Source organism: Dyadobacter diqingensis (assembly GCF_024220585.1).
GTDB lineage: Bacteria > Bacteroidota > Bacteroidia > Cytophagales > Spirosomataceae > Dyadobacter > Dyadobacter diqingensis.
In genome coordinates this window covers 216,051-229,863 of the sequence record NZ_JAMXKF010000004.1, presented here as the reverse complement: position 1 = coordinate 229,863, position 13,813 = coordinate 216,051, and the positions used below count along the sequence as shown (strand labels likewise).

Sequence of the window (13,813 nt, the reverse complement as noted above, 5' to 3'; positions counted from 1 at the left end):
AATTGTCAGCCCGCAAACCGGTGCAGGAATTATCCACCATTTTCAAACCTGAAAATGCGTGTACATAAAATCCGGATCAGCTTAACTGCTCAGCAACGTGCGGGTTACAACGGGGCGTTTCGGGAGGCGGGCAAAGCAGAGGTAAAACATGAGAAAGAAAAGTGTACGCTAAATCGGGAAAGGGAGCGCTGATGTGATGATTTTCACTTTCGTTTTTAAAATCAATTTCGGGTGCAGATACTTGTAAAAATACCTTGGCAAGATCATCAAGCATTTTAATAGCTTTACTAAACGGATGTGAGGCGGTCTTTCCGGAACTCACTTCCTGCATCATCTCGGCCAATTCCGAGAAACGCTGCCAGGCCGCTTCATTATTTTGCAGTGTTACAAAAAGAGTATCATTTTGATGTACGCAGCTGACCACATTGTACAACTGATCTTGGATACGATATAAGCCTTCATAACCATTAGCCTCCACCCTGACTGAGCCAGAAAGCGAAGGCTGATATGTCTTTATAATCCGTATTTTACTTCCTGTTGACTTCGGCGTTGCAATCGCATATTCGTGATCCAGGCACAACACTGCTACGGGCAACCCCATCATGTTGCAGAGCAGCAGTATAATCAGGAAAATAGCCGCAATAGTTCTCATCAAGAGTCATAAATATCACTTAAAATTACAACGAATGATTGAATAAGTTATATGATTGTCAGCTATTTTTATTGAGTTCCAAAGCGTTCATAATTAATCACTGGCGCTGGAAATATTAACTCCTCCGCTGTCTGCAATGCTCTTCCAAGCTTAAAAATATCAGCACTATCAAAATTCAAAAACATTATTGATCCAAATCAGGTGTGTATAGTGTAAACTGACATATGGAATTTAATTTCAATTACTGTTTTAAAATTTTCAGTGAGGATACGGTTCCTGTTTCACTCGTAATTCTCACCAGATAGATACCAGCCGAAAGGTTCTTCACATCCAAATGAGCCGACAAATTTTGAACGCCGGTTTTAGCTTTATTGTACAGAATTTTTCCTGTCACATCATTTAACTGTATCTGTCTTATCTGGCTCATGTCATCCACGTCCAACGTCAGTAAATCAGTAGTCGGATTAGGATATATCACCATTTTCACCGCAATTGAAAAAGCTATGCTACGGATTCGGCTATACGCAAAACTCTCATCTTTATCGATCATTTTAAGCCGATACAAATTGTTTCCGTTTTCAGGAATTTCATCTGTAAATGTGTAGGTCATCATTGTACTGCTTTCCCCGTTTGCTGTTACAGATCCCAGTTTTTTCCACACCTTCCCCGTCATACTCTTCTGAATTTCGAAATGATCACTATTGGTCTCTGCTGTAGTGGTCCAGGCAAGCAACGCCGTTTGTCCCTCACCCTTTTTCACCGAAAAGCTGGTTAAGGTAACGGGTAACGGAGCCTGTGGATTTGTTACAATATTGGTGTGCAGCGAAATCGCCCCGGCCGTCGTCAAACCTCTGCCTATCAGTGAAGAAGAAGTCATCAGCTCAATGGCCCCGGCGGCAAGGACTGTGCCCCTGAACACAGCGCTGGCTGCCAGATCCAGTCTGCCGTTTATCTGCCAGTAGACATTATCCAGCGAAGCCATATTGGTTAAAGTAACGCTTGAAAATGCATTTGCACTCAACGCGCCATTGATTTTTATAATGAATATTCCGCCGGCTACACCTCCTCCATTTAAAATCAGGTTTCCGTTGAGCGTTGAAGCGCCCCCAAGACAATAAACGTTCGGGGTAAGGACTTGTCCATTCCCTAAGGTTGTTCCTAACACCACATCACAGCTCTGGGGCGTCAATTCATCATAAGCAGCCGTTACATCCAGGGCTACCTGCGCAGAAACAAGGTCAGCTACGTGGGTTTCTCCAATGACTACGCCTACTGGAAAACCGGAAAATGCTCCTGCGTTGGTACCAATATCACCTGTGACAACGGTGGCTCCGTCGCTTGTAAATGCCCCGCTGTTGGTAAATAAAGCATAGCTGGAAGCAGTACCTAAATCAGGCGCGACCTGGGCGTCACATACGTTGGGTAAAGAAATTACCGTGACAGCCGACAGAACTAATAGTAATAAACGTGTCATATAAATTAGGATAACAGGTAGATTAGTTTCTACCTCATCAAAGGTGATTGAAATGTTATCCGTAATGATTGCGTAATTGTGCTTATTAGTTACACAATTTTACAAGTTTTCAAGAGGTATCCGATTATTGTGCCCGAGCTGTTTGTAACCGGAAGGAGAAACACCCGTCAGTTTCTTAAATTGATTCGATAAGTGTGCTACGCTGCAATAGTTTAACACATAGGATATTTGTGTGAGGTTCATCTCGTTGTATAACAAGAATTCCTTCACCCGCTCTATTTTTTGAGCAATGATGTACCGCTCTATCGTTGTCCCCGTCGCTTCCGAGAATATTTTGGCCAGATAACGGTAGTCTTTATTTAGATTTTCGCTCAAATAATTTGAGTTTTTTGTATTCGGCAGATCGCCTGCAAAATGTACCATATGTACGATTACATGCTTAATTTTTTCTACCAAAATGACCTTCTTATCCTCTATTAAATCAAATCCTGATTTTACCAGCATAAGCTTTAACAGATGCCGCTGCTCTGTTGTCAGATTTTCAAGGATCTCAACTTCGCCAAGTTCGATAGCTCCCGAATGAAGCCCGATTTTTTCCAGTATCTCACGCACCAGCATTTTGCAGTGAATACCTACCATGCATTTGATGTATAATTTCATTACGTTTTTGCAAGATCAATTATGAAGAGTCCGTCAGCAGAAATTCTGCGACCGTGGTAAGAACTTTTAGAAAGGGTAATTTTTAATTGTGACGATACCAATAAAGTCAAAAATCAGCTGCACGGCGGGTTAAATAAACCGTTACGGATATATGAAGATCTAGTTAAAGTTTTGTCTCGAGAACGGCGACATTAACTAACGCTCATCAAAGTAGTTCTATGTCAATATTAAAATAACTGTGCCATACTAGTTCGATATTGAATTAAGAAAAAACGACAATCACCTGAATTGTTTACAGGGATAGTCAGATGATTATCAAATAATGCCACTATGAGTGATGGGTACACAAAACGTACACATTTAAAGTCCTGCTAAGATCTGCGTTTTAATTCCCGACATGGGATAATCAATGAGAAAATATCTGGTATCGTCCCTATAAATGCTCAAAACGCGTCATGGAGGCGTCCGCATCCATTATTATCCACGTATTCTCACCCTCAAATTAATAATTGTATAATTAACATTTATTATTGAATTAATACTGATATTTGCAACATTGCAGTACTCTTTTCAAAGAGAAATATTATATCCTTTTGACGCAAATTTCAGACGGCATGGAAAAAATGCTACTTGATCATGATGAGAATTTAACAGACAGCCTCGTCTGGGCGATGTTCAAGGAAGGTGATGACCGTTCCATGAACGTATTGTTATTGCGTTATTTTCGTCCTCTTCTTCATTATGGCAGTAAGTTCACGAACGATCGCTTGCTTGTCGAGGACGTAATTCAGGATTTGTTTCTGGGTTTTCTGGAAAAAAGAGAACTCCTGAGTAATCCTGCGTGTCTGAAAAATTATCTCTTCAAATGCCTTCGAAATAACCTCATCCACGCCATTAAGCAAAATACAAACGCATTTTCAATTCATGACAATGAGGATATTTTTACCGATTTGGAAAACATTGAGGAAGTTCTTGTTGCCACAGACGAATCTGAGGAAATTTCTATCAAGCTGAACAGGCATTTTCTTTCGTTAACGAAACGACAGAAGGAGGCACTGTTTTTACGTTACTATGAGAACCGGAGTAACGATGAAATTGCCGAGATCATGGAGATCAACAAACAGTCGGTATCGAATTTACTCTTGAAAAGCCTCGCTATACTTCGTGAAAACTGGGTTCATATACTGATTCTACTCTTCTTCAATTGACTCATTACAAGAAACTTACCCAGTAAGGTGAAAATATTTTCATAAATAATATAAAAAATCGAGTATAAACAACACGTATTTTTCTAATCGTTTCAATGTGGAACTATAATTCGATTTCATGAATAAGTATGAAAATTTCAAGTCCTCTGATTTTATCAACGATAAGTCATTCAGGGACTGGGTACTGATAGAAAAATCAAAGCCTGGATTCTTTTGGGATGATCTTCGTCGGCAGTATCCTCTTCTGGAAAGAGAAATGCGTATAGCAACAGACTTCCTGAATAATATCGCGGAAGACGCTCCACAGGTCAGCGACGAATATATCAATCACCTTAGCGAAAGAATTTTAGACAAGCACAAAAAAGCTTCACGATCTTCTGAGAGCAGAGGTATACAATTAAAATCCAGGTTTTTCACTTACTCCTATTATCTCGCCGCCAGTGTTATTATCCTCTTGGGAGCAGGTTGGATTTACTCGATCGTGCAGCAAAATAAATTTTCTAACAACATCGAAACTTTGCTTTCTGACAGTCAGGAAGGTATAGTCAAAAAGGAAAACCACACGGATAAACCCATCTCGTTTTATTTGAGCGACAGCAGCAGCATTACGCTCGAACCGAACAGCTCCGTCAGTTTCCCTACGGTTTTTGACAGTAAAAACAGGATCGTAAGCTTAGAGGGAGAGGCATTTTTTGAGGTAACAAAAAATCCGAAACAACCTTTTATTGTGCACTTCAACGCACTGGCAGTAAAGGTGCTGGGAACAAGTTTCAGCATCAGATCATTTGACTCCGAAGAGAATATTTCCGTGTCGGTGAAGACCGGCAAAGTTTCCGTTTCATCCAAACAAGACCTAAACACTGAAATGCCTCAGTCGACATTAAAAGAAGTAATGCTCACTGCAAATCAAAAAGTAGATTATAAAAAAGGAGATCTGCAATTTGAAAAAACTCTTACTTCAAATCCTGTCATGATCGACAGATCCGCTACGCCAAGAGATTTTGAATTTACGGACGCGCCACTCAAAAACATATTTAACCGTCTGGAAAAAGCCTACGGCATTCCAATCATCTTTGATGAAAATCAGGTTAAGGATTGCTCTCTGACCGCTTCGCTTGGTGATGAGCCGCTGTTTCAAAAACTGGATATGATCTGCAAAACAATGAAGGCGCATTATGTGGTCGTCGATGGCAGGATCCTGGTAACGGTTACAAATTGCAAAAACTGAGTCCCCATTATCAACCTAAACAACGCTCTATGATCACATAATACTTCTGCCAAGTATAAGACCAACAGTGTTTGCGGCACTGCCGGTCTTTAAACTTCCACCACATACTTTTTACAGTAAGGTTTTATGACACAAAACCTGTGTGGAATCATTTTGTCCAAACGTTTTCGACCACTTGATACAAAACAATTCAAATGTATGAAAGTTAACTTAGTCATCCAACGCTTACTATGGCTTTTTATGAAAGCGACGTTGATCCCTTTTTTCCTGATTATCTGCCTTGCCGGCATCGTTTCGGCCCACACTTCAAATGCGCAGGACATTCTTGAAAAACGAATAACCATCAAAATGGAAAATGCCCAAATCAAGGATATGCTTTCGAAAATCACGGAAATCACAAACGTGAAATTCATGTATAGCTCTCAGGTTATTCAGGCAAAACGGAGAGCGGCCATCAACGTAAAGGATCAGCGACTGGAACAGGTATTGCAGGAATTCCTGACCCCGTTGAACATTACGTACGAGGTCAATAAAAAAACGATAATCCTTAACGTCAGGACCGATCAGAATACGGGAGCATTGCAGCTGATTCTCCTGCCAAACCTGAAACAGGTCTCTAAAATTGATGTCAAAGGGAAAGTCAAAGATGAAAAGGGCGTCGGTTTGCCCGGCGTCAACATTATTCTTAAAGGAACCCAAACCGGCACCACCACGGATGCCGATGGAAACTACACGCTTGCCATTTCACAAAATACCGGAACATTAGTGTATAGTTTCCTGGGCTATAAAACCCAGGAATCCGAAATTGGTAACAGAACGGTTATCGACGTGAACCTGGCGTTTGATGATAAGTCTCTGGATGAAATCGTGGTAGTCGGTTTTGGTCTTGCCAACAAAAAAGCTACCATATCGGGAGCTATTTCGACTGTCAATGCAGAGGAATTATCACATTCCAGTGCAACAACGGCAAGTGGAGCGCTGGTTGGAAAAGCACCGGGAATAAACTTTCGGCAAACCAGCGGCAAGCCCGGAAGTGAACCCACACTTCAGATCCGCAATTACGGAACACCTTTGATTATCATTGATGGCGTCCAGAAAGATTATTCCAGTTTTTCACAGCTCGACTTCAATGACATTGAAAACGTATCGGTCCTTAAAGATGCATCGGCATCCATTTACGGTATGCAGGCCGCAAATGGTGTCGTGGTTGTCACGACGAAAAGAGGAAAAAGAAATCAGAAACCCATGGTTACATTTCAGGGATATTATGGTGTTCAAAAGCCAACCGGATACAACAAACCGGCCGACGCTGCCACTTATCTCAAAGCCATCATTCAGGATGAAACCTATAATAATGTCTCTGATGCAGCCAGAACTGTAACCAAAGAAGAATATAATAAATGGGTAAACCAGTCCGACGAAAGCCATAAGTCTTTTGACTGGTATAATTATGTTTGGCAAACCACGCCGCAGGCCTATGGAAACGTCAATATATCCGGCGGCTCGGAAAACATGGACTACTATGTGAGCGTCGGCAACGTTACTCAGAAAAGTATGTTACGGAATTTTAACGGCTTCAACCGTACCAATTTCCAAAGTGCGATCAACGCAAACATCAGCAAAAAATTTAAAGTCGGACTGAACATCATGGGCCGTATCGAGCATACGGATCAACCTGGCCTTCCCGGTGATGACTACGATTTCGCGCTGAATGCAGCATTCAGAAATCTTCCTACAAAAAGACCTTTTGCAAATAATAATCCTGACTATCCGGCAATCTCTTCCATCGATCCGCAGTACAGTTATGGTTGGATTGGCAAGGAGCGTTCCGGCGAATATGTCGCAGAAAACCGGGTTATACAACTGAATGGTTCGGCGGAATATGATATCGTAAAGGGGTTAAAGGCCCGTGCACTGGTCAGCTATTGGTTCAAAAATACAAAAACAGATTTGCAGGAAAAAGCACCGGTCTTATATGCCTACAATGGCACGACGGATAAATACAGTGTTGCCTACCAGGGTTCGGCCCGGTACATGGAACGTAACATGCAGAATAGCGAAGAAATTACTTCCAACTTTCAGCTTGACTACAATAATAATTTCGCCAAACACAACTTACATCTGGTTGGAGGGGTTGAGACAAAATCCGGAAATTACCCGAGGTTATATGTGTTGGGAAATCCCGAAGCTGACGGAATCAAGGGACTGAATATTAAATCGGTAACTACCTTAACCGATGACATTAGTTTCGACCAGAAACGGCTTGGTGTAATCGGACGCTTCAATTATGATTATGACAACAAATACATCGTTGAGTTGTCGGGACGTTATGATGGCTCTTACTTTTACAAAGCTGGCAAGCGCTTCGGCTTTTTCCCTTCGGGATCGGTTGCTTATCGGGTTTCCCAGGAGAATTTCTGGCAACAGAATACCTTTCTTAATTCCACAGTCAGTGATTTAAAGCTAAGGGGTTCCTATGGCGTGCTTGGTAAAGAACTGGGAACGGCCCTGTCCTACATTACGGGCTATAACTTCAATCAGGGTTCTGCCATTTTGGACGGGAAGGATGTTGTTTCAAGCAGGGTCACCGGCTTGGCAACCGATAATATCACCTGGGGACGCGTATATGTTTTGGATTTTGGTATCGACGCGAGTTTTCTTTCAAATCGCCTTTCTGCTGGTTTTGATTGGTTTAACAGGCATCAAACCGGTGAACTTGCGAGCAGGTACGACGTACTTTTACCAAATGAAGTCGGGTTTACGCTCCCATCGGAAAATCTTAACGGCGATCATACCAGGGGGATTGAATTTTCCTTAAACTGGAAAGACAACATCAAAGATTTCACGTATTCATTTGGCGGAAATTTCACTTTTTCAAGATGGATTACTGCTGAACGCTACAAGCCGCACTGGGCTAATGCCTATTCCGAATATCGCGATCTTGGCAATACCACAGGGCGTTTCAGGGACGGTACATTTCAACTCGTAGCTAATGGCCAGTTTCAATCCTGGGAACAAATCGCAAACTACCCGGTGGATCAGGATCACTACGGAAACACCACCATAAGACCGGGCGATTACATGTATGAAGACGTGAATCATGATGGCTTCATAACCGATCTTGACATGAAAAATGTCACATACCGGGTCAACAACGGAACACCCTGGATTAACTTCGGATTCAATTTCGCAGCAGCCTGGAAAGGAGTCGATTTCAGAGCGGATTTCGTCGGTGCCTCAGGCTACACTTACGAGCAGCAAAGTTACATGCGGTATTTTGATGGCAATGCCAACATTTCTCAATATCTGGCTGATAACTCGACCTGGTACAATAATATTTGGGATAAAAACAGCGGGTTTCAAATTGGGAAGTATCCGCTCTTAACAAAGGGCGTAAACAATTGGATGAATACCCATTGGCCAAACAGCAAGTGGCAAACGAATGTAACCTACGCAAAACTGAGAAATCTCGAAGTCGGTTACACATTCCTGGCCTCACAGCTAAGCCGACTAAAAATCTCCAATTTTAGGGTACACCTTTCGGCACAAAACCTGCTGACATTCTCCAATATGCCTGGTGGACTTGATCCCGAAATTACATCAAATTCGGGGATGTCGTATCCCAATCCCAAACTGATCAATGTTGGCTTTTCCGTTAAATTCTAATATCCGACCCGATGAAAAATCTGAAACTATATAAAATACTGATAAGCCTGGGATGTGTTTGTTTACTGATCCAAATCCTGAGCAGCTGTTCGGATCTGGATGCAGATCCCACGAATACCATACCGGAAAGTGAAGTTTACAACGACAAGGCTTTAATCCAGTCGGTACTTGCAAATTTTTACGCCTCGGTGAATTTTGGGCAGAACAACGGAGATTATGGCAGTTATCACCTTCTGGATGAAGCCAACCGATGTGAAGGCGCCGCCACTACAACAGATGACGAGAAAGTTATCCCCCGCAACTTTTACCGCGTATATGATTACGGACTGGTAAGACGAATGAACCTTTTTTTACAGGGAATACGCTCGGATGGCGCCAAGGCGGCTTTGCTGGAAAGTGACCGGCTTAACCTTGAAGCGCAGTGTATTTTTCTGAGAGCCTGGTACTACTTCGGTATGGCCCGGTCTCTTGGTGGCATGCCCATTATTGGCGATGTCGTTTATGCTTATACATCAGGTGTTGACCCGGCAACATTTCAGGTGGCAAGGTCCACGGAGGCCGAAGTTTATGAATATGTAATGACGCAGTGTGATGAGGCCGCTAAAAATCTGGCCACAACAAAAACGACAAATTCGGCTATTGCCAATAAATGGACGGCACTTATGCTCAAAGCGCGGGCAGCGGTTTATGCTGGTTCCATTGCAAATTACGGAAACAAAATTACCCCAACAGTTCGCACGGAAAAATGGGAAGCAGGTATTCCGGCAGATAAGGCAGCCGGGTTTTATGCGATTGCTTTACAAACAGCAGAGACCGTCATCAAAGAAAGTCCTTATCTGCTGCAAAAAGATGTAAGTGATCTTGAAAACTCATTTTACAAGGCAACCAGTGTTAAAGCAGCCAACACAGAGGTGATATGGGCTCTTGATCGCCTTAAACCTAATGTGGTTACCCAGTTTACAAATTTTGCTATGCCCTATACCCACCGGGATTATACGGAGGGAAATCGCCTTGGAGCCGTTCTTAATCTCGTGGAATCGTTTGAAAACAGAGATGGTTCGGATCCCGCGATCAAGGTAAAAAATGCCGACGGAAGTTATGTCTTTTATAATTCGGTGGAAGATCCGTTTGCTGCCAAAGACGCAAGGCTATGGGGAACCATTATCTATCCTAATGCACCTTACAGGAAAACACCCGTGATTTTGCAGGCCGGACAGCTAATCAATAACGGAGGAATTTACAGTATCAAAACTTCTGTCGCGGGTGTATCTGACGCATCCGGACAATTGATCACGTCAACAAACGGACCGGTAGCGAACTCCGATAATTATGTAAATAAGACAGGGTTTCTTGTCAGAAAATTCCTGGATGAAACGCCAAACGCAGGTCTGAATCCCACTTTCAGCGAAATGTGGTGGCCGCGATTCAGGATTGCCGAAGCCTATCTGATCGCTTCTGAGGCCGCGTTTGAACTTGGCAAAAAAGCAGAGGCAGTAAAATACATTAATGTGACCCGAGAACGCGGTGGCATAAAACCGCTCACGGAAGCATCCCTCTCTTTCGAAAATATCGTAAATGAGAACCGCGTGGAATTCGCTTTTGAAGATCACCGCTTCTGGGATCTCAAACGATGGAGATTGGCCCATACGATCTGGAACGGAACGCCGAATAATCCGACGGCGCAAATTTATTCACTGTTTCCATACAAAGTGGTAAGTCCCGGCGACCCCAATCATGGAAAATGGGTGTTTACCAAACAGGTATCCTACAAAATGGCTGCCACGCCAAGGTATTTCCCGCTCATGGATTACTACGGGTTAATCGAAACGGGTTGGATTACCAATAATCCTAAACTGGTTAAAAATCCACTTCAATAAACTAAAATCCTATTTTTATGAATAATATCTTCAATCGTTTATATGCACTTATTTTGTGTACGCTGACATTAGGATTGTCATCTTGCAGCACAGAAATTGACAACTGGGATTATCCTTCGTCAACCATAGCAGGCCAGTTCCTCTATAAAGGACAGCCCTTACAAATATTGGGAACCGCCTCCGATGCAACCAGTTCCAATATCATACAATTGCACCAGGTTGGCAAACAGTGGGATCAGGGATTTGTAAAAATGTTTGCCCGGGAAGATGGCACTTATACTATTCAAACCTTTGACGGCGACTATTATCTCAACATCACGCCCGGCAGAGGCCCGTGGTTACCCAGTGCGGATACCTTGCGGCTAACCTTAAACGGAGAAAGCAAAGGGATAAATTTCAACGTAACCCCCTATTTTTGGATTTCGGATTACAACAGCAGTTACCAGGATTCGGTTTTCAGCGTAACATTCAATCTTGAAAAAGTGGTACCCGATGCGACCTTGGAAAAAGTTGTTATTAACCTCGGCAACACAGCCATTGTCGACAACACTTCAAAGATTTATGAGAAGTCGTTCAATGCACTCACAACGGGAGCCAATACCATCAGCCTGGATTTAAAATCGCTCTCGGCATCCGACAAATCCAATCTCCGAAAAACGGGTTTTGTCTTTGCCAGGATCGGCGTAAAAACCAAAAATGTTACTGACCTGATCTATTCGAAGGTCGAAGGGCTGAAAAAATGATCCGTTCACTTAACAGTTTAATATTCATATGACAAGAATTTCAAGCTGAGTAATAATGAAAAAGGATGTCCAGGGCTATGGACATCCTTTTTCATTTGTTAGGCTATTTTACCTGAGCTCCCCTACCACCTCCATACTTCATTGGCAAATTGGGTGATTTTTCCGGAATTTTTAAATCGCTTCTTATAATCCCGTATCTACCCCAAATACTTCCCATCATTGGTAAACACAACGTATTTACAGGATATATCATCACCGCAGCTCGTCGTGACCAGGTATTGGCCGTCGCTTTGTCTGTCTACTTTCCTGAAAAAATCTCCTGATAAACAAAACGGGATATATTCTGAAAGCGTCGTTTTGAGATATTCCGTCAATACCATTTCCGTTGCATCAAACTGAGCGGCTGACTCAGTTTCCAAGATATGGCATTTGATATTATCGGATGTCGCCTCCAGGGCCATATATAGTGCGGCAGATCCCGCACCTACAATACATATATCGGTCGTAATATTCATATGATTGAAGTTTTCTGATGTTGTAAGACTTTAAAATGCAGGCAGCGAGTCCGTTTCCAGGGACTTTCCCTTCTGAAAAACGGTCTGTTCTATTTCACCAGCGGCTTTAAAAATTCTGGATATCTTTCCGATAAAATCAAACGGGATCACAATGGAAAATGCTTCTTCGGAGCTGTCCGCATCCAGCATCATGCTGCATCCAAGGCTATCGGGACGCAGACTGATGGCTTTTACAGAATTCTTGTTAATATGCACAGGTTCATAACCGTACATCTGCTGGCCGAAGAAAAAATATCGCGCGTAAATAATGTAGTGAACCGAAGCATTTTCCAGGTCGGCAATGATCTGGTACATAATGGTATGCAGGTATAGATCCATAATCGTCGCACTTGTGGTTTCAAAAACCGTTTTAACGGGTTATTCAAATAAAAATCAGGCAGCAAATCCTCTCAACGTTTCTTTCACCTCAGCTGCCTGATATCAATGTTTCCTACCAATATACCAAACCTTCCAACCGGGCCAGTTCCAGACTTGCGATGCAAAGCTGATACCGGTATTGCAAATGTGTCAGTTCCGCTCTTTGCACATTCGTGCTTGCGCTGGTAAGTTCAAGATTGGTTCCTGTACCATTCTTAAAACGGCTCTGCGCAAACTTTTGTGCCTGTTTCGCCTCGTCGATCTGCCCTTGTGCATTCACCAGGCTCGACCGGTTGCTTGCGATATCGGTTAACGCCTGCTGGATATCTTTCCTGAAAGTATTATCGAGTGTCTGCTGCGCGAGTCTGGATTGCATCAGCTGTTCCTGCGATAAACTGACCTGCTTTTTAATCCGCCCACCCTGATAAATCGGGATATTCAACGTCACACCGGCCTGATAAGTGTAGCGAAACTTATTGATCTCGGGTGTATAACCATTTGCAAATCCCGTCCCTGCGTTCAAAACCAGAGAAGGTTTCCCCTGTGTCTGACTAATTTTCAATTCGGCCTCAGCCAGCGCAATTTTATCTTTTAAAAGCAGATATTCGGCATTTCCCGTTTTTGCACTTTCAAGAATACCAGCGACATCGTTACTGGCCGATAAACTTGGAAAATCAAAAACAGTCATTTCTTTACTCACCTCTACACCCGTCGCGTAGTGCATTAAATTATACTGTTTATTCAAACTGTTTTGAAGATCGATTTTCCGGTTGTTTTCCTGATCAATGCTCGACTGGATGGATAAAACATCGTATTTCAACGCATCCCCATTCTTAAATTTAACTTCCGTATCCCGTTTGTTAAACTGTAAAAAGCTGATCACGCTATCCTGTATCGCGATGGCATTTTTCAGATAAGCAATCTGATAATAAATGTTGGCCACCTGAAAGGCCATCTGATTTTTATTGTATTGGGCGTTATCTTTTGCGTATTGCAGTCCCACTTTTGCACGCTCCACACCCGTTTTAACAAGAGCAAAATCCCAAAGTGTATAACTTCCGTTGACCATGGTTTTGTAATTATTATTAGGCATAATGCTTAGATTGGTAACCTGATCGCCCATCGGAATAGAAACCACCGATACGGGGTGCAGATAATTATAAGAGCCAGTGGCTGAAACGGAAGGCTGCCCAGCCGCTTTTGCCAGGTCAATCCGCTTGTTCTCTACTTCAATCGCCTGATCAAGTTCTTTGAATGCAGGGAAATAAGTAAAGGACTGATTGATCAGTGTTTTCAGGTCAGCCGGTGCCTGCTGCGCACCCACGCGCACGGTATGCAAACCGATAAAAATAATGAAAATGAAACGTTTCATG

11 protein-coding genes are annotated in these 13,813 nt (G+C 42.7%); 5 read left to right on the top strand and 6 right to left on the bottom strand.

The genetic code is table 11. The features are described 5' to 3' along the window. Positions 1-76: 76 nt before the first annotated feature. From M1L62_RS13355 to M1L62_RS13345, 3 genes are all read right to left on the bottom strand, one after another. Positions 77-652: a hypothetical protein gene (locus M1L62_RS13355; RefSeq protein WP_254560083.1), complete on the bottom strand. Its 576-nt coding sequence runs from the start codon at positions 650-652 to the stop codon at positions 77-79. Between the two features lie 241 nt (positions 653-893). Beyond that, the gene (locus tag M1L62_RS13350; protein WP_254560082.1) at positions 894-2,126 is read right to left on the bottom strand and encodes an ice-binding family protein; all 1,233 of its coding nucleotides are present in this window, start codon (positions 2,124-2,126) and stop codon (positions 894-896) included. Between the two features lie 99 nt (positions 2,127-2,225). Further along, positions 2,226-2,786: a helix-turn-helix domain-containing protein gene (locus tag M1L62_RS13345; RefSeq protein ID WP_254560081.1), complete on the bottom strand. Its 561-nt coding sequence runs from the start codon at positions 2,784-2,786 to the stop codon at positions 2,226-2,228. A gap of 614 nt (positions 2,787-3,400) precedes the next feature. On the opposite strand from M1L62_RS13345, the gene M1L62_RS13340 reads away from it, so the two are divergent. From M1L62_RS13340 to M1L62_RS13320, 5 genes are all read left to right on the top strand, one after another. Next, positions 3,401-3,994 carry an RNA polymerase sigma factor gene (locus M1L62_RS13340; RefSeq protein WP_254560080.1) on the top strand — a complete coding sequence of 198 codons (594 nt, stop codon included), beginning with the start codon at positions 3,401-3,403 and terminating at the stop codon, positions 3,992-3,994. Positions 3,995-4,112: 118 nt separating this feature from the next. Further along, positions 4,113-5,222 carry a FecR family protein gene (locus M1L62_RS13335; protein WP_254560079.1) on the top strand — a complete coding sequence of 370 codons (1,110 nt, stop codon included), beginning with the start codon at positions 4,113-4,115 and terminating at the stop codon, positions 5,220-5,222. 198 nt (positions 5,223-5,420) lie between these two features. Further along, the gene (locus tag M1L62_RS13330; protein ID WP_254560078.1) at positions 5,421-8,888 is read left to right on the top strand and encodes a SusC/RagA family TonB-linked outer membrane protein; all 3,468 of its coding nucleotides are present in this window, start codon (positions 5,421-5,423) and stop codon (positions 8,886-8,888) included. A gap of 11 nt (positions 8,889-8,899) precedes the next feature. Continuing rightward, entirely contained in the window at positions 8,900-10,765 is a 1,866-nt protein-coding gene (locus M1L62_RS13325; RefSeq protein ID WP_254560077.1) for a RagB/SusD family nutrient uptake outer membrane protein, read from the top strand. 17 nt (positions 10,766-10,782) lie between these two features. Next, positions 10,783-11,508 (top strand): DUF3823 domain-containing protein, encoded by a 726-nt coding sequence (locus M1L62_RS13320; RefSeq protein ID WP_254560076.1) that lies wholly within the window; start codon positions 10,783-10,785, stop codon positions 11,506-11,508. A 197-nt stretch (positions 11,509-11,705) separates the two neighbouring features. Here M1L62_RS13320 and M1L62_RS13315 read toward each other — a convergent pair whose 3' ends face one another. From M1L62_RS13315 to M1L62_RS13305, 3 genes are all read right to left on the bottom strand, one after another. Beyond that, positions 11,706-12,023, bottom strand: coding sequence for an NAD(P)/FAD-dependent oxidoreductase (locus M1L62_RS13315; RefSeq protein ID WP_254560075.1), 318 nt, complete (start codon positions 12,021-12,023; stop codon positions 11,706-11,708). A gap of 30 nt (positions 12,024-12,053) precedes the next feature. Next, complete coding sequence (locus M1L62_RS13310; RefSeq protein ID WP_254560074.1) at positions 12,054-12,401, bottom strand: hypothetical protein; 348 nt, start codon at positions 12,399-12,401, stop codon at positions 12,054-12,056. Positions 12,402-12,513: 112 nt separating this feature from the next. Next, positions 12,514-13,812, bottom strand: a complete 1,299-nt coding sequence (locus M1L62_RS13305; protein WP_254560073.1) for a TolC family protein — start codon at positions 13,810-13,812, stop codon at positions 12,514-12,516. Between the last annotated feature and the right edge of the window lies 1 nt (position 13,813).

What these genes read in the sequence shown, in the direction of transcription:
- M1L62_RS13355 (WP_254560083.1), bottom strand. Translation starts at nt 652, where the DNA reads ATGAGAACTATTGCGGCTATTTTCCTGATTATACTGCTGCTCTGCAAC.
- M1L62_RS13350 (WP_254560082.1), bottom strand. Translation starts at nt 2,126, where the DNA reads ATGACACGTTTATTACTATTAGTTCTGTCGGCTGTCACGGTAATTTCT.
- M1L62_RS13345 (WP_254560081.1), bottom strand. Translation starts at nt 2,786, where the DNA reads ATGAAATTATACATCAAATGCATGGTAGGTATTCACTGCAAAATGCTG.
- M1L62_RS13340 (WP_254560080.1), top strand. Translation starts at nt 3,401, where the DNA reads ATGGAAAAAATGCTACTTGATCATGATGAGAATTTAACAGACAGCCTC.
- M1L62_RS13335 (WP_254560079.1), top strand. Translation starts at nt 4,113, where the DNA reads ATGAATAAGTATGAAAATTTCAAGTCCTCTGATTTTATCAACGATAAG.
- M1L62_RS13330 (WP_254560078.1), top strand. Translation starts at nt 5,421, where the DNA reads ATGAAAGTTAACTTAGTCATCCAACGCTTACTATGGCTTTTTATGAAA.
- M1L62_RS13325 (WP_254560077.1), top strand. Translation starts at nt 8,900, where the DNA reads ATGAAAAATCTGAAACTATATAAAATACTGATAAGCCTGGGATGTGTT.
- M1L62_RS13320 (WP_254560076.1), top strand. Translation starts at nt 10,783, where the DNA reads ATGAATAATATCTTCAATCGTTTATATGCACTTATTTTGTGTACGCTG.
- M1L62_RS13315 (WP_254560075.1), bottom strand. Translation starts at nt 12,023, where the DNA reads ATGAATATTACGACCGATATATGTATTGTAGGTGCGGGATCTGCCGCA.
- M1L62_RS13310 (WP_254560074.1), bottom strand. Translation starts at nt 12,401, where the DNA reads ATGGATCTATACCTGCATACCATTATGTACCAGATCATTGCCGACCTG.
- M1L62_RS13305 (WP_254560073.1), bottom strand. Translation starts at nt 13,812, where the DNA reads ATGAAACGTTTCATTTTCATTATTTTTATCGGTTTGCATACCGTGCGC.